Source organism: Kitasatospora sp. NPDC097605 (genome assembly GCF_040302725.1).
Classification (GTDB): Bacteria; Actinomycetota; Actinomycetes; order Streptomycetales; family Streptomycetaceae; genus Kitasatospora.
Genome location: NZ_JBEOSF010000001.1, coordinates 358,690 through 378,981, shown reverse-complemented (window position 1 = coordinate 378,981; position 20,292 = coordinate 358,690). Strand labels below are relative to the sequence as shown.

Here is a 20,292-nt window from a genome sequence, read left to right as displayed (position 1 = left end):
CGGGTGTCCGGTCTCACCGATCATGGCGGACGCGGCTATGTCGAGCTGCGGATTGCCAGGTTTGGTGAGACGGATCGGGGATGCCGAGCTCAGGGATCATGGCACTTCTTTGTTGGCGCCATCGGTGACGCCCGCGCGTCACCCTGACTTGGTCGATGTGGTTCCAGATCGCATCAGCTGACGTGCGGGGGGCACTGCATGGCCACTGGCAAGCGGCGGCTGCGAGGGGTGTCAGTCCGAGTGCCGCTCTCGTCCGGTCGACCAGCGCGCGGATCTCGTCCTTGTTCTCCGGGTAGAAGAACTCGGTCGGGGCGACGGTCAAAGGCGCAAGGAAAGCGGCCAGGGTCGCGACTTCAGGGTGCGAGACGATCGCGCCAGCCTCGCTGTTCTGCGTGATCGTCTCCGCTTCGGCGGGCCAGTCCAGTTTGCGTGCGCGTGTCTGCCAGCGTTGCACCATCGCTGGTTCAGCCCATCGGTCTGCGGCCCACTTCTCGGCGATCGAGCGGGCGTCGCGAACGCTCATGACCAGAACATCGGGGCCGTAGCAGCGGAGGATCTGGGCCAGTCGTCTCTGAGCGGCGGCCATGCCGGCGAGGGGGCTCAGATCGACCGGTTGCGGGGAAGGCGGCCGTTCGGTCGCCTTCGCCCACGATCCGCTGATGGTGACGCTCTGCCAGTGCTGGTGGCGGGTGCAGATGATCTGGGTAATGGGCAGGTGGAGGCGGGGCGGCGCGGTGTTGCGGCGGATCGCGCAGTGGGGGCAGGCTCGGCGGGTGTAGCCCATGGCGGCTTGGAACCGGACGGCCGGGGTCTTCTTCTCCATGAGGTCCGGGGCATGCTGGCGGGCCCATCCCAGGGCCGGGAGTGCCACCGACAGCCGCGCCAGGGGCAGGCCGCTGATCACTGCCAGGCGGTCCGCGGCTGGCGGGTTGAGCAGGGCTTCGAAGAACTCAAGGTGGCTGCCCAGGGACGAGGACTCCGGTCTGGCGATGGTCTTCCAAAGGATCGTGTCCCGGGTGCGGTTGGCGGCGGCGAGGCGTTGGACGAACGAGGTCAGCGACTCGCCTCCCCAGGGGCGGATTGGGATCGGCAGCGAGCGGGCCGGGGCCTGGTGGGCGTTTCGCGTGTCCCTCATCCGGCGTCCTTGCGCTGGAGGGTCCCGGCGGCTCTGGCCGTCCGTCGACGTGGGGCACTCGCTTCCGCGGCGGTGTCGAGCGGGATGTCTTCCAGGATCGGGACGGTGATTCGCTCGGTGCCGGAGAGGATGGCCCTGACCGCGGCGGCCCGGACCAGGTGCGCGAGGCTTCCGATCATGCCGGAGGTGCGGTGGTGCAGGAGGTCGGACTGGTCGACGAGGGTGCCGGGCCGGTGCCGGTGCAGCCGCAGCGACTGCTCCATGGTGGCCAGCAGTTGGTGCCACTGGGCTTTGTGGGCTGCGGTGGAGGTCGTGAACGGCTTGGCGGTCACACTCACGAAGCGTCCGGCGATCTGCTTGCCCCGGGTCCCGGTGAACAGGCCGGCCTGCTCGACGTCGATGCCGGCGTAGACGAACGTCGCGGTGATCCGTTCGGACAGATACTTCAGCTGGTCGGAAGCCTCCGCTCCGGCCCTGGTCGTGAGATTGAGGTTGTGGATCTCGTCCACCAACACCAGCTCGCAGCCCAGTTCGGCCAGGACCTCGCAGACGGCGTTCGTGATCTGGGCCTGGTTCTGGCCGCCGACCAGGGGGATGCCGAGGAACCGGGCGAACTCCATCGCGAGCATCTTCGGGGTCGCGGCGGGCGGCACCGTCACGTAGACCACGGGCATCCGGGGGCCCGCCCCCGCCGGAAGACGGCGCCGGACGTGCTGCTCGTGCGCCTTGCCGAGCTGGGTGATCGCGGTGGTCTTGCCGGTGCCGGGCTCGCCGGTGACGATCAGCCCGCGCCGGGCGGAGACCTGACGCCGGTTGAGCAGGGTCAGTTCGCGGCCGGTGCGGATGATCTCCATCATCGTGGGGGTCTTCGCGACCAGGACCTCGGTGTGGTGCTCGATCCGGGCCTCGTCGTAGAGCGCCCGCTCGACCTCGTTGAGGGCCGCCAGCTCCTTCGGCCGAAGCAGCGTGACCGTGGCGGGGAGGTGGTTGACGAACCTGGCCCACCCCTCCTTGGTCGTCAGGGCGGGCCGGCCGGGCGCGAGGTCCTGCTCGGTGCTCACCGGTAGTCCTCCTCGCTGAACGGGTCGAAGATGCCGAACGGGATCACCTCGGCCAGCGGTGCGTCGTCCGCGTCCGCCTCGTCGAAGTGCTCGGCCCCGGTCGCGGGCAAGCCTCCGGCGAGTCGGACCTGCGGCAGGTGGGGTTCGGGAACCGCCGGCCGCGGCGAGTGCGGCCGACGGCCCGCGCGCTGCAGCAGGTCGTCCAGCGCGCGGGCGATCCTCGCCTGGTCTGTGTCGTCGTGCCCGCGGGCGGCGACCGTCCGGCGGGCCTGGCGCCAGAGGCTGTCGGAGAAGGGCCGGGCGATCAACTTGCGCAGGGTCCACTCGGCGGTGATCCAGCCGCCCGCGCGGTGGTCGCGTACGAAGACGTGGGAGACGTCGTGCGGGTCGAAGTGGACTTCCCAGCGGCCCCGCTGTGCGCTGACCCCGGACAGCTGGCGCCGGTAGGGGACGAGCTCGGGCGCGTCGTAGGTGCGGTTGTCGATGCGGATCCCGTAGTCGTTGACGGTCCGCCAGGTCGTCGGCAGCAGCTCGATGTAGTCGGTCGGGCCGAGGGTCATCGGCAGGTAGCCGCTCGATGCGACCAGCAGCGCGTAGGCGTCGTTCGGCGACATCGACCGGCGTGGCAGGAAGGGGTGGGCCAGCGCCGCGTGCGGGCGCAACTGCCACCCGGCGATCACCCATTCCTGCAGGAGGTCGTCGAGCTCCGGCAGGCTGAAAGCCGCCCGGCGGGCCGGGTCGGTGCCCCGGCGGCTGACGTCCCGGCCGGTGTAGCTGGCGACGTGCTGGCAGAACAGGCTGTTGATCGAGGAGAACGTCCGCTCGACCACGCCCTTGTCCGTCGGGGTGCCCGGGTGCGCGAGCTGGACGGAGATGCCCAGCTGCCGGCAGGCGTCGGTGAAGGTCCGCGAGAGGTAGACCGCCCCGTGGTCGGTGGTGATCGTCTCCGGGACGATCACCGGCTTGGCCGCCGCCTGCGCGAACCGGGCATCGATCCGCAGGAGCCGGGCGTGCGGCAGCAGGGAGGCCGACGCTGCCAGCGCGTGCGGCCAGGTCGGCCGCATCGGCTCGGGTACCAGCATCCGCGCCAGCAGCAGGGCGGCGTCCACCGCCTTCGTGCTCTCCGGCCGCAGGACGGCCGCGCAGATCGTGCGCGTCGCCATGTCGACGGCGATCGTCAACTCAGGGCGCCCCGTGCTTCCGTCGTCGAGGACCACCAGGACGTCCAGCTTCGTGGTGTCGATCTGCACCTGCTCTCCCGGCCGGGCCTCGGTGCTCGGCGTGAACGGGCCGGTGGGCCGGTTCGCGGTCTGCCGGCGGGTCGTGGCCGCCCCGAAGGTGTGCCGACCCGTCGTGAGCCGGTCGACCAGGCGGTAGAGCACCGCCCGGGACGGCAACGGCACCGCCTTGTCGCCGTACTCGTCCGCCAGAGCCCGTTCGACCCGGCGCATCAGCCTCGCCCGGGTGCCGGTCGACACCTCGGTCTCCTCGCCGATCGCCTGCAGTAGTGCCGTGACCACCCGCGGATCGGTCCGCCCGGTCGGTGAGGAGGAGCGCATCGTCCGCTGGTCGACCAGGCCGAGCAGGCCCTGCTCGCGGTAGCGGCTGCGGATCCGCTGCAGCGTGCGTTCCCCCACCGGCCGGCCGACCGCCGCCAGTTCCTGGGCCTTCGCTCTCTGACGCTCCGCCAGTGTGGTGGTCGCCGGGTCGTAGCCCGGCCGCGGAACCGTCCCGGGCGGCGAGTCCGGCGGCAGGCCGGTCTCGATCTCGACGACATGGCGTTCCCAGAACCGTGCCTGTGCGAGCGCCTCGGCCGGCGCGGCCTCCAGCAGTCCCGTCGGTGCCAGGGCCGGGCCAGGCCCGTCCGCACCCAGCAGAGCGAAGTCCTCGTCCGCGAGCAGGAACGGCAGCAGCACCACTCGCGAGGCGCCGTCCGCGCCCAACAGCCTCACCGAAGTGTTTTCGATCGCCACCACGGTGTGCTCTCCGCCGTCGAAGCGCACCTGATCGCCGACCCGCAGAACACCGGGCCGGGCCAGGCCCGTCACCGCCCGGTCCCCTCGGCCACGCTGACGAGGGCGGCCTCGCCGAGCACCACCGACAAGTCCGCGACCAGAACCCCGGACCACAGCAGGTGGAACAGCACCGGCAGCACCGCGATCGGATCGCCGACCCGCTCCACCGCCAGCCGTACCGGCGTCGGCCCCGTGAACGCGCCGAGCAGGGGCTCCACGAAGCGGCTCACGGCATGCCGGGGATGGCGATAGCCGGCCAGCCACCGGATGTTGGCCAACACGACCGGCTCCACAGTCCCGACCACCTGATAGGACCAGCCGACCTCGCGGCAGGCCCGCTCCGTCGCCGCGAACGCCTCTGTGTCCCGCGGCTTGATCCGGTCCAGCGGACGGCAGTCCACCACCAGCCCCGAGCCGTCGGCACGACGGGCGAACCAGTCCGGCGCGTGCGACCTCCGCTTCCCGCCCTCCTGCCAGAACAGCCACAACGGCTGCGACGCGAAGCCGGTGACCTGCCGGTCGAAGTCCAGCAGCATCGCGTGGTCGCGCTCCAGCCACGACTCGTAGCCGACGTGCTGGTCGGACGTCGCAGACCACCACAGCCCGGGATAGTTGCGCTGCCCTCGCCAGGACGGAAACGACCGAACCGGCCGTCCCTCCTCGAAGCGCACCCCGGCAGCGTCAGCCAACGCCGCACGGTGTTCCCCGCCGTTCCGGTCGACATAGGCGATCTCGAACCCCCGCACCACCGCCGGCGCCCCACCGGCAACACTTCGAGCAACCGTCACGTCACCACGATGGTCAGACGTAGGAGCCCCTGTCCGCCAACTTCGCCAACTTCACCGAGACGAGTGGTCTGCTGTCCTCTGGTGTTGAACCTTGGCCGGCGGGTCAGACTGGAGGGACTGCTCGCGGACGTGTCCACAGGTACATGTCCGGATTGTCCTCCAGCATCTTCAGCCCGCTCACGTCCATACCCGGCCGATCGCCGGCATCATCGAGTTCGGTGAGGAGATCACGCTCGCCAGAGACGGCGGTGACAGTCTGGGGGCCAGTCTGCTGCAGCCGCACCATGGTGTCGCCCGTGCGAACGAAGTACGGATAGCCGCGGCCCACGTCGTTGGCGACTTGGCGCGTCCGTTCAACCCACGGCTCGCCCGGGAAATGCGGGCCTTCGCCGACCCCGCTGTATCCGATGACCTTGCCGTTCTCGAACAACTGGTAGCGGACCTCGCGGAACCGGCCAGGCGGATTGCGATCCTTGGCCTGCCGAACCAGACCGTTCTTCCGATCCTTTACTGCCCTGTCCCAGGCCGGCCATCCGGCCGAGCGCCGATCGGAACTCCGGCAGGCGATATCCAGAAGGAAGACCTCGTAGTGGTCCAGGCCCATCGGCCGGTACACCAGGTGTGTGCGCGGGCTCTCCAGCCGCAGGTCCGTGTCAGGGACCTCAACCAGCGACTCCAGATCAGTGGACTCTGCGAACGCCCAACGCACGAGCGGTGGTTCGCCAGCAATCAACTGAGGGTCAAGGGACTGAAAGAAGCGCACCGAGTCGAACAAGGTGTCAATGACCGGACGGCCTTGTACTTCCTTGCGGTAGGCATCCTGCGCCTCTCCACGGGCCCGCTTCAACTTTTCACTGGCCGTCGGATCGATGTTCACGTAGTCGGCCGGCATGTCCGCGTACTGGGCCCAGTCGTAGACCACGCGCATGCGAGTGGGCGCCATGGACATGGGGACACCGAAGTAGGCACGTGGTACGAGCAAGCCCTCGAAGAGTACGGGTGAGTGCTCTTCGCAGTTGCGGATCAGTTCGAGCCCCATGACGACCTTGCCCAATGGATCACGGGCACGATGCCGCCGGTAGTCGTCGCCGAAGGCAGGCAAGAACACGGTCTCATCAAGGATGTTCACCGCGGACGCTACCCGTCGGACCTCCAGCGCCGCCGCCTCCGAATCCTCCATGGTCGCGTACCAATACGCCTCGATCGCACGGCGGATCTCCCGCATGTAGCGGAGCCCCTTGGCCTGGTAGGCAGCAGTTAGAGGGAACTGTGTTCGCGTCACAACTCAGAGCATCCCAGCGTGTGCCCTGTGGGCACCACCGACTTCTGTCTGCCTGACTACAGCGAGCATAGCCATGAAGCGCTTTGACCCTGGGGAGTCAGGGATCGGCTGCTGGCCAAGCTCACCGAGACTTCGCCATGGTCATCGAGACAGGACAGAACAGGCCCTCACCGGCAGGGGCCTTCGTGTTCGAGACGGCGACGTTCGCCTGCGGCAAACACGATCTACTACGCGAATGGTGCACTACCAAGCAAACATGGACGCTTCCCATCGAACAGGAAGGCGACCAACGTGACCATGGCGATCACCCTCCCCACCGTCCCCGGGCTCAAGCCGGGCGCCGTCATCGAGCACCGAAGCTGGCTCGTGGGCCCCGGAAGCCCCTACGCGATCACCGACTTCCTGGCCGCCCGCAGCTGGAGCTGGGTCATCGACCCGCGTGGCGCGCTGCACGCCGCCAGCCCCGACACCCGGGCCTACCTCGGCTACGCACCCGACGACCCGAACACGGACACCTGGACCATCGCCGTCAGCGGAACCGCCCACCAACCCGGCTGGCGCGGGACTTTCGACCGCGAGACCCCCGTCGAGCTGGTCCTCGACCTACTCGACGCCATGTACACCCGCGCCACCCGCTGACCGAAGGACTTCATCATCACCACCAGCACCAGCGGCTCCGACATCACCCGGCTTCTCGCGTCGGCGCAGTACCTCGCCATCGCCGGAACCGTCTCCACCGCCGTCACCGCCGTGATCTGCGCAATCCTCCATGAACCCCTGCTCGCCGCCACTATGCTCCTGACCTGCCTTCAGCAGATCGCCCTCCAGATGAAGCTCCAGCGTCTGCAGCGCGCCGCGGCCCTCGCCTTCACCACCGGCCGGATTCCCCACCAGCGCGACAAGTCCAGCTGACCACCGTCGCACCGGCGGTACCGTTGTGCCTCTTCGTCCAGGAAGCAGAACCTCGTGAACAACACCGCTTGCCCCCGGAAGAACCGACGCCGCAAGCTGCTCGTTCGAGGCCTGCTGATCACCGGCATCGCCAGCGTCGGCGCGTTCGGCGCGCTCAGTGTCTACGGCGCCCTCGCCCACCACACCGTCGACAGCTTCTCCCTCACCGTCTGCGGAGCCTCCGCCATCCTCACGCTCGGCGCCGCCCGTTCTTGGGACGACCTCACCGATGCCGACGTCCTCGCCCTGCTAAGCACCACCCCTCTGCCGTGCAGCTCCGACGACCTGGCCCGTCGCCTCGGCCGCCAGCCTGGTCCCGTCCGTCTCAGCCTGGCCCGGCTGGAACGTGCCAGGCAGGTCCTCGCGGTCGATGCCAACGGGACGGTCCGGTACACCGCCCACTGATCAACCCGCTCGCGGGAGTCAGATAGCAGCGAGGGCCCGCGCCCCATGGCGCGGGCCCTCGCTGTCGCTGCTGCCCGATCAGATCCCGACTCCAACCGCCTGCAGGGCTGCCCGCCCAACCGCGAGCAGGAGCGTCTGCGGCATCAACTCCTCCTCCACCTGGAGCAGATAGCCTGAGGTGGGAAGAACAGATCCGACTGTCGCGCTTGCGGGCGACCGTCTGGCGAGCGGCCACGGTGGCGAAGGCGAGGCCTGCGCGGACTCCGCCGGCCAACCAGCAGAGGCCACCGAGCAGTGAGCGATGGGTGACCGGACCTTCCTGCCAACCGGACTGGTCGAGCCGAACCCAACACCGGCCGAGCGGACCGCGGCCGCCATGCAGCTGATCCTCATGGCCTACGCCTTCAACACCAAACTCGTGGAACCGACGACGGCGGCCGTGTCGCGGTGCGGCGCCTGGCCCCGCCCTTCCTCCTCGCCCCGCTCACTGTGAAGTAGACGGCGAGCGTGCCTCCAGACGACCACCCGACGGACACTGTTGCTCCGCCCCGCGGAAGATGCATCAAGTCGCGGCCGTTCGTGGCATCCGGCGGAGGTTGCGTCGGATGCAATCCGACCCGACTATACCGGCGGAGATTGCTTAGTCCTCTGCTGCCGTCTTCCTGGTAGGACAGCCCTGACAGGCGATCGTATAAGCGGTATGGCTGCCTTTCGACGTCGGACCGTTGGACTTCCTCGGCTGGAACCGGTTGATGGTCTCCCATGTGGTCGCAGGTGTGTACCGGCCGGGTGAAGTGCGGTATGCGGGGGTTGAGCGGGGGATAAGGTCCCCGGGTCGGTTGTCGGATCGTCCCGGGGGTGGGGATGGCAGCGGGTCGAGCGCGCCGTGTCGTGCTGAGGTTGCTCGGCGGGGTGGCGGTGGTGGATGCGGCGCTCCTGTCGCTGGCGGGCAACGCCGCGACGGGGGACGCGAAGTGGCCAGGCATGCTGGATCTGTTACGGGCGAATGCGTGGTGGGCGGTTGCCGGGCTGACGCTTGCTGCCGTGGTCGTCGGGCTGCTGGTTGCACGCGTCGAGCGGGTCCCGGCGGGGGAAGGGGATCCGCCACCTCCCCCGGCCCCGGAAGTGGAGGGGTGGCTGGTGCGGCGTGCCGAGCTGCGGCAGGCCGTCGACGCCGTGCTCACCCGTGGTGGTGCGACGGTGGGGCTGACGACGTCGTTGCACGGTGCGGGAGGGTTCGGCAAGACCCGGCTGGCGCGGATGGTCGCTGCCGACCGCAGGGTTCGGCGCCGCTTCCGGGGCCGCGTCTACCTGGTGACCATCGGCCGAGACGTGCGTGGCGCGGCGGAGATCACGGCAGCGGTGGGCGAGGTCACCCGGCTGATCACCGGCGACGTCACCACCTTCACCGACCCGGACCGAGCCGGCGACCACCTAGGCCGTCTCCTCGCCCAGCGGCCCCGGACCCTGCTGGTCCTGGACGACGTGTGGGAGCGCGAACAGTTGGAACCGTTCCTGCGCGGAGCGCCCAAATGCGTACGACTGGTCACCACTCGCCGCCGCCAGCTCTTGGACGGCCGTCCGGACAGCCGACTCGTTCTGGTAGACGGCATGACGGAACCTGAAGCACGAACAGTGCTGCTGGAGGACCTCGACGCCGCCCACCTGCCCGCCGACACTGTGACCGAGCTCCTCGCCCGTACCGGTCGCTGGCCGCTGCTGCTGCGTCTGGTCAACCGTCTGATCGTGGCCGAGATCGGACTCGGGGTGCCCATCGCCGACGCGATGCGGGCAGCCGCACGGCGGCTCCGGGACGCCGGACCTGCCACCGCGGACGCCGCGGCGATGGACGCGGCAGTGCCGACTCAGCGCGAGCGGGCGGTGGAGGCCACCATCGAGGCCGCCGTCGACCGTCTCCCGCCCGGTGGGCGGGACCGCCTGCTCGAACTCGGGGCCTTCGCGGAGGACGAAGCCGTTCCCGTGGCCCTGGTGCGCGGACTCTGGCACGCCTCCGCCGGACTCACAACGGAGCAGGCACACGCCCTGATCCACGCATTGGACAGTCTCTCCCTGGTCACCGCCGACCCTGCGAACGGCGGACGAATCACCCTTCACGACGTCCTGCGCGACTACCTCCGTCAATCCCTGGGCACCAACGGCCTGGCCCTCGTCAACGCCCACCTCGTCGATGCCCTCACCGCCCGCCTACCGGTTGCGGTGCCCCTCGCTCCGGGGACTCCGGATCCTGGGCACGCCTGGTGGGACACCGACCACGGCTACGTGCTGGACCATGCGGTCGAACACCTCCTCGCAGCCGGCCGCCACACCCGGGCGGAGGACCTGGCCTCGGACCTGCGCTGGATCGACCGCCGCCTACGCCAGCGCGGCCCCAACGCCCCCATCGCCGACCTCCGCCACGTCGGGAATCCAGGTACGGCCGAACGAGCCGCCGACCTCAACCGAGCCGCCCATCTCCTCCAGCCCACCCGCCCCGACCACTCCGTCGCCTCCGTCCTCCACAGCCGCCTCGAGGGCCTCCCCCATTGGGCGGCCCAGACCGTCGCCCATGCAGGACAGCTCACTGCTCCCCGGCTCAGCAACCTCTGGCCGCTGCCCGACCAACCACAACCGTCCTTCCTCCGAGCGCTCACCGGCCACACCGGTGGGGTGAATGCGGTGGCGATCTCCCCCGACGGCACCTGGCTCATCACCGGCAGCAACGACGGAACGGTGCGGATCTGGGACCGCGCCACCAGCACTCAGACCGCCACCCTCACCGGCCACACCGGCTGGGTGCACGCGGTGGCGATCTCCCCCGATGGCGCCTGGCTCACCACCACCGGTATCGACCTAGTGGTGCGGATCTGGGACCGGGCCACCGGCACTCAGACCGCTACCCTCACCGGCCACACCCGCGGGGTTCGGGCAGTGGCAATCTCCCCCGACGGCACCTGGCTCACCACCGGCGGTGAAGACGAAACGGTGCGGATCTGGGACCGCGCCACCGGCACTCAGACCGCCACCCTCACCGGCCACACCCGCGGGGTTCGGGCAGTGGCAATCTCCCCCGACGGCACCTGGCTCACCACCGGCGGTGAAGACGAAACGGTGCGGATCTGGGACCGCGCCACCGGCACTCAGACCGCCACCGTCACCGGCCACACCGGCTGGGTGAACGCGGTGGCAATCTCCCCCGACGGCACCTGGCTCACCACCGGCAGCAACGACGGAACGGTGCGGATCTGGGACCGCGCCACCGGCACTCAGACCGCCACCCTCACCGGCCACCCCCGCGGGGCGAATTCGGTGGCGATCTCCCCCGACGGCACCTGGATCGCCACCGCCGGTGTCGATCGAACGGTGCGGGTCTGGGCCCCCGTCACTGGTACTCAGACCGCCACCCTCACCGGCCACCCCCGCGGGGTTCGGGCAGTTGCGATCTCCCCCGACGGCACCTGGATCGCCACCGGCAGCAACGACGGAACGGTGCGGATCTGGGACCGCGCCACTGGTACTCAGACCGCCACCCTCACCGGCCACACCGGCTGGGTGAACGCGGTGGCAATCTCCCCCGACGGCACCTGGATCGCCACCGGCGGAGGTGACCTCATGGTGCGGATCTGGGACCGCGCCACTGGTACTCAGATCGCCACCCTCTCCGGCTACACCCGTGGGGTTCGGGCAGTGGCGATCTCCCCCGACGGCACCTGGATCGCCGCCAACAGCGACGAACGAGCAGTGGGGATCTGGAACACGACCACGTGGGAACCTGCCACCTTGATGCGGGCCGACACTGCTATGACCTGCTGCTGCTGGTCAGTTGACGGTGCAAGCATTGCCATCGGAGGCGACAACGGGCTGTACCACTTCCGATTCCACCCCGGAACGCTGTAGCACCGGGGCTCAACGCCTACTGCGTCAGCTGATTTCAGCCGACGCAGAGGGCTCGTTACGACAGGTATGCGCCACGGAAGAGTCCGTCGAAGCCCAGGCCTTGGTACATCTCTTCGAAGGAGTCCCACTCGCGCTCCTCGAAGGTGTCGTCGCGGGCCTCGGCGACGTCGTTCGCCTCCAGATCCGCCTCACGCCATTCGTGGGCGCAACGGCACCGCACGAACACAAGGTTGGGGTGGACGTGGATGAGAAGCCAGTCGCGGGTCGCCCGGCACTGGGCGCAGGAGATGAGCATGCCTCGCGGGCTCAAGGGGTTCGGGTGCGGGACGGCCAGCGTGCTGGGAACGGGGTCGGCCGGCTGCGGCTCCTGACCGTAGCGGAAGTTGGTGAAGTTGGGCTGGTCGTCGTTGCGGTCGAAGATGGTCAAGGAGCCCCCACTCTCTGGATGCATGGGACAGAACGCCCCATATCGAGAATCTTGTTCCATATTGCCCGATTTGCGAATGTTGGTTCGGTCACATGCCGGCCGCGGTCGGCGTGGGGCCGGCCAGTACCTTGCCCGCTACCAGAGCAGTTGCGCTCTCCCTCACCTTGCTATGAAGGAAGCCGGGCCCGGCGCGCAGTGCGTGCCGGGCCCGGCCTTGGTCGTTGGGTCAGTCGACGGTGACGTCGAGGTGGTGGGCGGCATCGGCGAGGTGCTGGAGGCAGATCTCGGCGGTGGCGGCAGTGGCGACGAGGTGGGCGACGCGGGCGGTGCCGAGGTCTCCGGCGGGCGGCAGTGCGACGTGGTCGCCGCTCTGCTTTTCCCAGACGAGGCGTTCCAGCCATGGCTGCTCGTGCAGCGCGGGGTTCGCCGTCGCGCGGGTGAGGCCGCCGGTGGCGGGGGCGTAGGCCATGTGGATGGCGGCGGCCCGGCGCCGGGTCGCGGTGAGGTCGGGCTGCAGACCGAGGGCGATGTCGGCGGCGGCGAGCGGGAGGTCGATGCCGGTGGCCTCGCGGACCAGGTGGGGGATCAGGTCGCCGCCCAGGCGTCCATTGACCTCGATCAGGCGGGGGGTGCTGCCGCCGTCGACGAGCCGCATCTCGACGTGGGAGACGCCGTTGGCGAAGCCGACGGCGTCCAGGGCCTGTACGGCGACGGGGCCGACCAGGGCGAGGAGCGGGTCTCGGGCTTCGACGCTGTGGCCGGTCTCCTCGAAGTACGGCGCCGGCCCCAGGCTCTTGCGGGTCACCGCGACAGGCATGGTCACGCCGAGAGCGGTGACGCACTCGACCGAGACCTCCGGCCCGTCGAGGTGTTCCTCGACGAGGACGCCGAAGCCGTCATCGGCGTGGGCGGTGGCCCGCGCGTAGGCGTCGGCGAGGTCGGAGGAGCCGTCGGCCCGGCGCACCCCGATGCTGCCCGCCCCGGCGGCCGGCTTGACGACGACGGGGTACCCGATGCTCTCGGCGGCCGCGAGAGCCTGGTCGAGGGTGTCGACGCGGATGCTGGCGGCGGAGGGGACACCAGCGGCCGCGAAGGCCGCGCGGCTTGCGGCCTTGTTCCGGCACGTGGCGGCGGTGGCCTCGGAGTTGCCGAAGGTGCCGAAGGCTGCGGCGAGGCGGGCGGCGCTGTGCTGGGCGTACTCGTCCCAGGTGAGTACGCCGCTGATGCGGTGGCGGGCGGCGAGACGCTCGGCTGCGGCAAGGGCCTGGTCGGGGTCACGGATGTCGGTGACCTCATGGTCGGCGATGTAGGGCAGCGCCCAGGTGGGCTCGTCCTGGGCGAGGAGGACGACGCGGTGCTGCTCGGCGATCTGCTCAAGCGCGTAGCGGCGGTACAGCTCATCCCCTGAGGAGACGAGCAGGAGGGTCTGGGTGGTGGTGGTCAGGAGGTGGTCCTTCCGGGGTGACGGGTGCGCGAGGGAGGGGGCTACCAGGGCAGGTCGGGGTGGTGGCGCAGGGCCTGGTCGCCGAGCCGGTGGGAGAGGGTGGTCAGGGCGTCGGCGGTGGTGGCGGCTTCGGTGGGCAGGTGGATGACGGTGCGCAGGACCTGCGGCTGGTAGCCGAGGCGTTTCTTGGCCAGGTAGTTGGCTCGTCCGGCGTCGATGCGGCGGGCGCCGTGGTCGAGGGCCCAGCGGGGGGCTTCGGTCATCAGCCAGGTGTAGGCGTGGCGGCCGCGGGGGTGCTGGTAGTCGATGCCCGATGCCCACAGGTAGAGGCAGTGGTCGTGGAGGAAGGCGTACATGCCGCCGACGAGGTGGCCCTGGTGGCGGGCGGCGAGCAGGACGGCGCCGGGGACCTGGGCGAGGTGCTCGAACATGTCGTGGCCGTAGAGGGCGGTGCCGTGGCGCTCGGCGGTACCGACGGCCAGCGCGGTGAACTCTGCCAGGTGCTCCAGCATCCGGGGGCCGGTGAGCGGGTCGAGGGTCAGTCCGGCCTCGGTGGCGCGGCGCCACTGGCGGCGGGCGTCGCGGCGGTGGCCGGCGGGGGTGTCGGCCCACCAGCGGTCCAGGCCCTGTTCTGTGGCGAGGTCGCGGACGTGGGCGACATCGGTGGCGAGGTTGAGGACGTGGGCAGCGCCCTGGTGGCGTCCGGCGGTGGTGAGGCGGTCGGCCTGATCGGCGCTGAGCCCCGGGTAGACGACGGCGTGGGTACCGTACTCGTCGGCCAGGCGCAGGCCGGCGTGTGCGGTCAGGTGGGCGCTGGCCTCCGTAGCGGTTCCGGCTCCGCCGTATTGGCCGTGCGGGCTGCCGGAGTAGAGGACCGGGCCGGGCCACACCGGTGCGACGCCGGCGTCGGTTTCCTGGCTGGACCAGTACGGGCAGCCGAGGGCGGGGACGAGGAAGTACGGCACCGTCTCGGTGATGCTGGCGTCGAAGTCCGTGATCTGGAGGTGGCGGTGGGCGTCGATCTGCTCGGTGGTGAGCTGTTCCCAGGCGGCGGTCCACGCGCGGGTGCGGGAAGGGTGGGCGGCGGGGTGGCTGTCGGCGGGGGCGTCGGCGATCGTGTCGTACCAGACGCTGAGGGCGTGGGTGACCTCGTCGTCGGCATCGCCGGTGATGGTGGTGGTGCTGGTGGTGATGGGAATCTCCGGTGGGTCGGTCGGGTGGACGGGCCGCTCCGGTCCGGGCGCGCTGGGCGGCCGGACCGGGTGGGTGGTCAGCGGGTGGGCCGGTGCCGGCCCGGCGGCGGTGGTGCGGTCGTGGCCGGAGCAGTGGGCGAGGGTCGGGCGGGGAGGTTGCCCGCGCGGGCGAGGGCGGCCTTGACCTGCTTCTCCCTGTCGGGGACGGGCGCTCCGATCCTTGGGGTGACGTGCGCGGCGAGGGCCGTGAGCGGGCCTTCGGCGATGCGTCGGGCGTGCGGCCAGGCTTCCTGGTTCCGCAGGTCCTCGGCGTGGCGGCGAAGCCAGGAGCCGTCTGGCGTGTCAGCGAAGGCGGCCATCGCCGCCCGCCATCCGGTGCGGACTTCCTGAAGGCGGGTGAGCGCCTCCTCGGTGAGGGCGAGTTGCTGGAGGTGCCTGTGGACAACCGGGTCGAGGTGGTCTTCGACGACGGTGGAGGCCCGGATCGCGGCCGCGACGGAGGGTGCGGTGCCCAGGGCCGTCTCGATGTGGCGCCAAGCGGCGCGGTCACGGGCCGCCTCGGACTCGAAGGTGTCGCCCGAGCCTCGGCGGCCCGCCCGGCGGGCGCCGGTGATCCGGGCGCTGCTCAGGCGGAGCGCGTCGATGGCGAACGTCATGGAGGCCACGCGGGCCTGCCAGAGCGCCTGCTGGTAGCGCGGTGCGATCACACCGACGATCGCGGCGGCTGCGGCCGTCGAGTCGGAGGTCGACAGCGGGGCGGGTGGGCGGACCTGCCCGAGGTCGAAGGGACGGACACCTTCCGGGACGGTGGCGCCGACGATAACCGGCGCGTTCGGGGCGAGCTGTACCGCGAGGAGCCGCTCCCCGGCCGGGCCGGTGAGATCGGCGGCGTCGTGCGGCCCGGTGGTGCTGGTCCACGGGCCTCGGCCCCAACCGCAGGTCTGCTCCTGAAGCTCGACGAGAGCCCGGCCGGGGGCCAGGTGGCAGGCTTCGATGGACCAGCCAGACAGGTGCTCGGCCAGGTCCTTGGCGAGCTGGGAGTCAGGCCGCGGGCCGCGGGGGCGGTCGGGAAGGGCCCGGCCGTCCTCGTCGAAGAAGACCTTCACCAGCTTCTCGGCAACCGGGGAGGACGCGGCGAACGCGAGGCGGACCGGATTGTGGAACAGCGCGTAGCTGGACTCCCACCTTCCACCGGGAGAAGTGCTGCTGGAGAGCAGCATCTCCCACTTCGGGTAGATGGAGGGGTGGTCGCTACGTCGTTCGGCGAGCAGATGCTCGAAGGCGGCGAAGTCGGTGGGGGCGAGGTCGGCATGATCGGTGTAGGCGGGAGCGTCGTCGGGCACGGGATCTGTCTCTTTCTTCTGGTCAGCCGGCCTTCAGTACCGGCTCGGCGTCCTCGGCTACCGTCCAGGTGGCGCGGTGGGCGTGAAGGCCGCGGAAGCACGCCCAGGTGCCCGCCGAAACGACCACTGCCGTGATCGTGACCAGCAGGCGCAGGTGGTCGGCCGGCCACAGCGCGACCAGCAGGCCCGCTAGGGGGAGCGGGGCGAGGACGATCAGGACGGTGGTGGCGAGCGTGGCGGCGAAGGCCCGCTCGGGGATCAGGCGGGCGCGGGCGGTACGCAGGACGACGGTCACCGCGCCTTCGCCGGCCATCAGCAGCCCGACCGCGGCGGCGTAGAGCGAGAAGTTCGGTGCCAGGGCGCTGGCGAGGGTAGCGGTGCACATGGCGGCGGCCGAGGCCGTGCCGACGGCGAACAGGCCGAAGCGGTCGATGGCGCGGTGGGCGACGGCGACCGCGGCCAGCGAGAGGGCGGCGGCGATGCTCCACACCGCGCCGACGGCGGCGCTGGAGTGGTGCAGGGTCCGGGTGACGGTGATCGGCGCGGAGACCTGGAGCAGGCCGGACGCCAGGTTGACGCAGGCCAGCGCTCCGACCAGCCAGGCCAGCGCCGGGGTCCGGCGCAGGGCGCCCAGGCCGGTGGCGAGGCCGGCCAGCGGGTGGCCGGCGACGGGGTCGCTGACGACGTGCAGGTGCGGTCGATGGGTGCGCACGCTCGCGGCGACGCTGGCGGTGACAACGGACAGGATCGCGACAGTCACCAACAGCAGGGCCGGTCCGGCGAGCAGCAGCAGGCCGCCGATCAACGGGCCGATCAGGAGGGCGGCCTGGTCGGTGCCGGTGAAGACGGACTGGACGCGGTGGGCACGCTCGCCCACGCGGCGGCCGGCTTCGGCGGCCACGGCCTCGTTGGCGAGGTAGGCGGCTTCGGCGAGCATGCCGGCAAGCACCCCGAACACGAGCACCAGCCACACCCCGGCCCCAAGGGTCAGCCCGATCAGGGTGGCGAGGGCGCCGACGCCGCGCAGCAGGCTCGTGGCCAGGACGGCCGTGCGGGGGCTGTACCGGTCGATGACGGGGCCGGCGCCCGCGATGGCGGCAAGGCGAGGCAGCCATTCCAACAGGAAGGCCAGCCCTGCCCATCCGGGCGAGTGGGTGAGGGTAAGGACGAGCAGCGGCACCGCGTACATCACCACGGCGGCGGCGAGCGAGTCCGTGGCGCGCAGGGTGTAGCAGCGCAGCAGCCAGTCGCGGTCGGCCGCGCCGGCGGCTCGGTGTCGTTGGTGGACGGTGGTCGGGCGAGGCAAGGGTGGTCTCCGCAGGGGTTTCGGCGGCGTGGGGTTGGTTCGGCCGCCGGCGGAGCCCTGGTGGCATCCGTCGGCGGCCGGGTCAGCGGCGCTGCCGCGAGGCGTCGGCGGCCGTGGCAGGCAGGGCCGGAGCCGTCGCGCTGGCGGCCCGGGGCGGCTTGCCCGCGGCGGGGTGCGGCAGCTTCGCGAGGTGCCGCACGCGCCAGGTCAGCACGGCGGCGACCGACCCAGCGGTGTCCAGCTCTCGCCAGGAACGGGCCTGCTCCAGCAGGGCGTTGGGGTCGTTCCCGGCTGCCTCCGCCTCGGCGAGGGCGGCGGCCAGGGCGTCGAACTCCGGCTCGGCGAGCATCCGGCGGCCGTCCTCGCCGGGTAGCGCACGGCGCACGGCCTGCGCTTGGCGGGCGCGCACTGCGGCGGGGAGCTGTCGGCCTCGCTGGCGCAGGGCGGCCAGCGGCTGGTCAGCGGCCTGCCGGTAGGCCGATCGCAGGCGGTCGGCGGCCGCACGGGCGGCGGCGGCCTGCTGGCGGTGGCCCTGCTCGGCGTGCCATCGGCCGGCCGCGATGACGAGCAGGATCAGCACCGACAGCACGGTGGCGGCGGCAGCGGCGTCCGGGCCGCGGTTGGTGGTGTAGCCGCCGGACAGCACCTCGCGGGCGACGGCCCGCACGGCACGGGAGTCGGCGTTCGCGGCTCGCACGTGCGAGCGCGAGGCCCGCTCGTATGCCCGGGCTGCGGCGAGCAGCTCGGGCTTCTGCGCGGGCAGGGCGGTCGCCGCCAGGGCGTCGAGCACCTCCCCGGTCACCTCGACCACCCCGGACGCGACCTCGGGTTCGGGTTCGGCGCCGAGGAGGTCGATGGCCTCCAGGACCGTGTCCGCCGCCCGCAGCCGCGCGGCGGCTGCCGGAGAGGGGCGGCCGGCCGGCCTACGGCCACCACCGTCCGGTGCCTTCGGACCGGGCTTCTCCCGGTGCTCCGGGGGCGGAGCACCGAGGCGGCGGCGGATCTTGGGCAGGGTCAGGTCGGGGGCGAGCTTGTACCCGCCGAACCACACCGGCTCGCCGGTCGCGTCGTGCTCTCCGACGACGGCGACGCTGTATCCGAGGGTGTCGCCGGACGGACCGATCTTGCGGTTGACCAGCACGCCGGCTGCCTCCAGCCGGGCGAAGAACTCGGCCTCGTCCCGGGCACCGGCGAGGGCCTGGCGGACCGCGTCGCGCAGTCGCTGCCGGCTCGTGTCCACCTCGCCGAGGCGGGCGGCCTTGTGCTTCTCGCGATTGGTGGGCTCCTTCGCGGCCGTGCCGTCACCCGAGTTGAGCTCGCGCAGCCCCCACTCTTTCTCGATCTTGCGGCACTCAGCCTGGGCCCGACGGAAGTCGAACTCGATGTCCGCCTTTCGCAGGTCGCCACGCACGATGGTGGCGGCGATGTGGATGTGGTCGTCGGCATGGCGGACCGCAACCCACCGGCAGCCGTCCGGGTCGCCGTCCTCAGCGATGCCGGTGGCCGCGACCACCCTGCGCGCCACCACCGCCCACTCCTCGTCGCTGAGCATCCGGTCTTCGGGAGCGGCGCGGACCGAGCAGTGCCACACGGGCTTCTTCAACCGACGCCGGGGACCACGCTGGTCGACCCTCATGTCGAGCGCCGTCTGGAGCTGCTTGATCGTGGCGTTCGGATCGCGGCCCGGATCAGGGGCGAAGCCGTCCCAGGAGGCCACGAGGTGCGGGTCTACGTGCTCGTCCTTGCGCCCGGGTCCGTAGAGGTAGGCCAGCAGGCCATACGTCCGTTCCCCGCGGGTGATGTTCGGGTTCAGTGCTTCTTCCGCTGCTTGAGAAGGCCGGCCGCTGTGGAGTCGACGGTGGCGATGGCACGGCGGACCGCGCTCAGCGCGGCGACCAGGTCCGCGGGGTGTGGGAGACCGCCGAGGTTCAATTCCCGGGCGATCTGGTTGATGTTGTTGCCTACGCGGGCGGTCTGCCGGCGCGCGGCGGCCAGTTCGTCGATCGCTCGGTCGAGCTGATCGTCTGGGTTGCGAGCGGTATCGGGGTGGGACGCGGCAGTGAGTGCGGCGTTCGCGACGAAGCGGGCGACGGTCTCGGCGCGTTCGACGGCGGCGCTGCGGATCAGGGCTTGCTCGTCGGTGCTCACGCGGATCGTAAGCACTCGCTGGCGCTGCTGCGGCTCGTGGAATCGGCGACGCGGACGGCGCTCTACGGTCGGCTCGGCGGCGTCGGCGACGGGCTCGGCGGCGGTCATCTCCGGCTGTTCCTGTCGGTTGTCGTGCCGCCGATGCCCCCTGGCTGCGGCGAGTCGAGTGTCGTGGTCGAGCGCCCCCGCTCGACCACGACACTCGACTCCCCCGCCCCTTTGGCGGGGGCGAGCCCTTGGAGTGTCCGATAGGACACTCCAAGGGGATAGCTCGCTCCGCCGTAGGTGGCAACGTGCCCGGGATCACGGGCGGTTGGCGGCGGACTGAGATGGGACTCGGCCGACGGCACGGGTCGGGAGTGCGGGCGGTCAGAAGTCGCCGCTGGCCAGGCCTCTGGCGGCGAACTCCGAGATCAGGTGGTCCATGACCAACTCCTCCGTCTGCTCGCCGCTGAGAGTCTCGACCGGGCCTTCGACGGACCGACGGACCTCCCACCGGCCGTCGCCCAACGGCCGGGCGCTGCGGATGTGGTCGTGGCGGACCAGAACGGCCACGAAGTCGGCGACGAGGTCGCGGTCCGCCAGCACGGTGGCGCTCATGTAGTGCTCCCTTGGGTGAGTCGCGGTGGGGCGAGAACGAAAGAAGAGAAGGCGCGGTCACCGGTGGTGTGGTGGTGGCTTGTCGGTCCGCAAGACAGCCAGGATCTCGGTGACCCGATCGTTCGACACCGTGAGCCCCTGGCTGCGGATGCCATCAGCGAGTACCCGGCGGGAAAGCCGTCCAGCCTCCGCCGCAGCTTGGCGGCCGGCCCTTAGAAGCGCCGGGTCCAAGTCGGTTGCCGGACCACCGGACCGGACGGACCGACCACCCTCGCCCGGACCACCGGACCGAACCGACGG

The 20,292-nt window shown here is 71.0% G+C and carries 19 protein-coding genes; 6 read left to right on the top strand and 13 right to left on the bottom strand.

Features of this window, described 5'->3' with window-relative positions; translation table 11 throughout:
- Positions 1–13: 13 nt before the first annotated feature.
- The 5 genes from ABTX81_RS01670 to ABTX81_RS01650 form a co-directional block, all read right to left on the bottom strand.
- Positions 14–1,135: a TniQ family protein gene (locus ABTX81_RS01670; RefSeq protein ID WP_350540901.1), complete on the bottom strand. Its 1,122-nt coding sequence runs from the start codon at positions 1,133–1,135 to the stop codon at positions 14–16.
- Complete coding sequence (locus tag ABTX81_RS01665) at positions 1,132–2,196, bottom strand: AAA family ATPase (protein WP_350540900.1); 1,065 nt, start codon at positions 2,194–2,196, stop codon at positions 1,132–1,134. The genes ABTX81_RS01670 and ABTX81_RS01665 overlap by 4 nt, the downstream gene beginning before the upstream one ends.
- A complete protein-coding gene (locus tag ABTX81_RS01660; RefSeq protein ID WP_350540899.1) occupies positions 2,193–4,244 on the bottom strand; it encodes a TnsB C-terminal domain-containing protein in 2,052 nt (683 codons plus the stop codon). Before ABTX81_RS01660 ends, ABTX81_RS01665 begins: the two co-directional genes overlap by 4 nt.
- Positions 4,241–4,999, bottom strand: coding sequence for a TnsA-like heteromeric transposase endonuclease subunit (locus ABTX81_RS01655; RefSeq protein ID WP_350540898.1), 759 nt, complete (start codon positions 4,997–4,999; stop codon positions 4,241–4,243). Before ABTX81_RS01655 ends, ABTX81_RS01660 begins: the two co-directional genes overlap by 4 nt.
- Positions 5,000–5,102: 103 nt before the next feature.
- Entirely contained in the window at positions 5,103–6,224 is a 1,122-nt protein-coding gene (locus ABTX81_RS01650; RefSeq protein ID WP_350540897.1) for a hypothetical protein, read from the bottom strand.
- 354 nt (positions 6,225–6,578) lie between these two features.
- Between ABTX81_RS01650 and ABTX81_RS01645 the strand changes: the two genes are divergently transcribed.
- The 5 genes from ABTX81_RS01645 (at position 6,579) to ABTX81_RS01625 (ending at position 11,531) form a co-directional block, all read left to right on the top strand.
- The gene (locus ABTX81_RS01645; RefSeq protein ID WP_350540896.1) at positions 6,579–6,920 is read left to right on the top strand and encodes an SPDY domain-containing protein; all 342 of its coding nucleotides are present in this window, start codon (positions 6,579–6,581) and stop codon (positions 6,918–6,920) included.
- Positions 6,921–7,031: 111 nt separating this feature from the next.
- The gene (locus ABTX81_RS01640) at positions 7,032–7,193 is read left to right on the top strand and encodes a hypothetical protein (protein ID WP_350540895.1); all 162 of its coding nucleotides are present in this window, start codon (positions 7,032–7,034) and stop codon (positions 7,191–7,193) included.
- Positions 7,194–7,247: 54 nt separating this feature from the next.
- Positions 7,248–7,637, top strand: a complete 390-nt coding sequence (locus tag ABTX81_RS01635; RefSeq protein ID WP_350540894.1) for a hypothetical protein — start codon at positions 7,248–7,250, stop codon at positions 7,635–7,637.
- Positions 7,638–7,938: 301 nt separating this feature from the next.
- Positions 7,939–8,130 carry a hypothetical protein gene (locus tag ABTX81_RS01630; protein ID WP_350540893.1) on the top strand — a complete coding sequence of 64 codons (192 nt, stop codon included), beginning with the start codon at positions 7,939–7,941 and terminating at the stop codon, positions 8,128–8,130.
- Between the two features lie 419 nt (positions 8,131–8,549).
- Positions 8,550–11,531, top strand: coding sequence for an NB-ARC domain-containing protein (locus ABTX81_RS01625; RefSeq protein ID WP_350540892.1), 2,982 nt, complete (start codon positions 8,550–8,552; stop codon positions 11,529–11,531).
- Positions 11,532–11,586: 55 nt separating this feature from the next.
- Here the strand turns inward: ABTX81_RS01625 and ABTX81_RS01620 are convergent, their stop codons facing one another.
- Complete coding sequence (locus tag ABTX81_RS01620) at positions 11,587–11,958, bottom strand: hypothetical protein (RefSeq protein ID WP_350540891.1); 372 nt, start codon at positions 11,956–11,958, stop codon at positions 11,587–11,589.
- Positions 11,959–12,184: 226 nt separating this feature from the next.
- A complete protein-coding gene (locus ABTX81_RS01615) occupies positions 12,185–13,183 on the bottom strand; it encodes an ATP-grasp domain-containing protein (protein WP_350540991.1) in 999 nt (332 codons plus the stop codon).
- Between ABTX81_RS01615 and ABTX81_RS01610 the strand changes: the two genes are divergently transcribed.
- Positions 13,145–13,366: a hypothetical protein gene (locus ABTX81_RS01610; RefSeq protein ID WP_350540999.1), complete on the top strand. Its 222-nt coding sequence runs from the start codon at positions 13,145–13,147 to the stop codon at positions 13,364–13,366. The two genes, ABTX81_RS01615 and ABTX81_RS01610, sit on opposite strands and share 39 nt — an antisense overlap.
- A 77-nt stretch (positions 13,367–13,443) precedes the next feature.
- Here the strand turns inward: ABTX81_RS01610 and ABTX81_RS01605 are convergent, their stop codons facing one another.
- The 6 genes from ABTX81_RS01605 to ABTX81_RS01580 all read right to left on the bottom strand — a co-directional run bounded on the left by ABTX81_RS01605 (position 13,444) and on the right by ABTX81_RS01580 (position 19,992).
- On the bottom strand, positions 13,444–14,367 hold the full coding sequence (locus tag ABTX81_RS01605; protein ID WP_350540890.1) for a GNAT family N-acetyltransferase: 924 nt from the start codon (positions 14,365–14,367) through the stop codon (positions 13,444–13,446).
- Between the two features lie 305 nt (positions 14,368–14,672).
- Entirely contained in the window at positions 14,673–15,938 is a 1,266-nt protein-coding gene (locus ABTX81_RS01600) for a hypothetical protein (protein WP_350540889.1), read from the bottom strand.
- 22 nt (positions 15,939–15,960) lie between these two features.
- Entirely contained in the window at positions 15,961–17,244 is a 1,284-nt protein-coding gene (locus ABTX81_RS01595) for an MFS transporter (RefSeq protein WP_350540888.1), read from the bottom strand.
- Positions 17,245–17,326: 82 nt separating this feature from the next.
- Complete coding sequence (locus ABTX81_RS01590) at positions 17,327–18,961, bottom strand: relaxase/mobilization nuclease domain-containing protein (protein ID WP_350540887.1); 1,635 nt, start codon at positions 18,959–18,961, stop codon at positions 17,327–17,329.
- A gap of 92 nt (positions 18,962–19,053) precedes the next feature.
- Positions 19,054–19,500 carry a plasmid mobilization relaxosome protein MobC gene (gene mobC, locus ABTX81_RS01585; RefSeq protein ID WP_350540886.1) on the bottom strand — a complete coding sequence of 149 codons (447 nt, stop codon included), beginning with the start codon at positions 19,498–19,500 and terminating at the stop codon, positions 19,054–19,056.
- A 261-nt stretch (positions 19,501–19,761) separates the two neighbouring features.
- Positions 19,762–19,992 (bottom strand): hypothetical protein, encoded by a 231-nt coding sequence (locus ABTX81_RS01580; RefSeq protein WP_350540885.1) that lies wholly within the window; start codon positions 19,990–19,992, stop codon positions 19,762–19,764.
- Positions 19,993–20,292 lie beyond the last annotated feature (300 nt).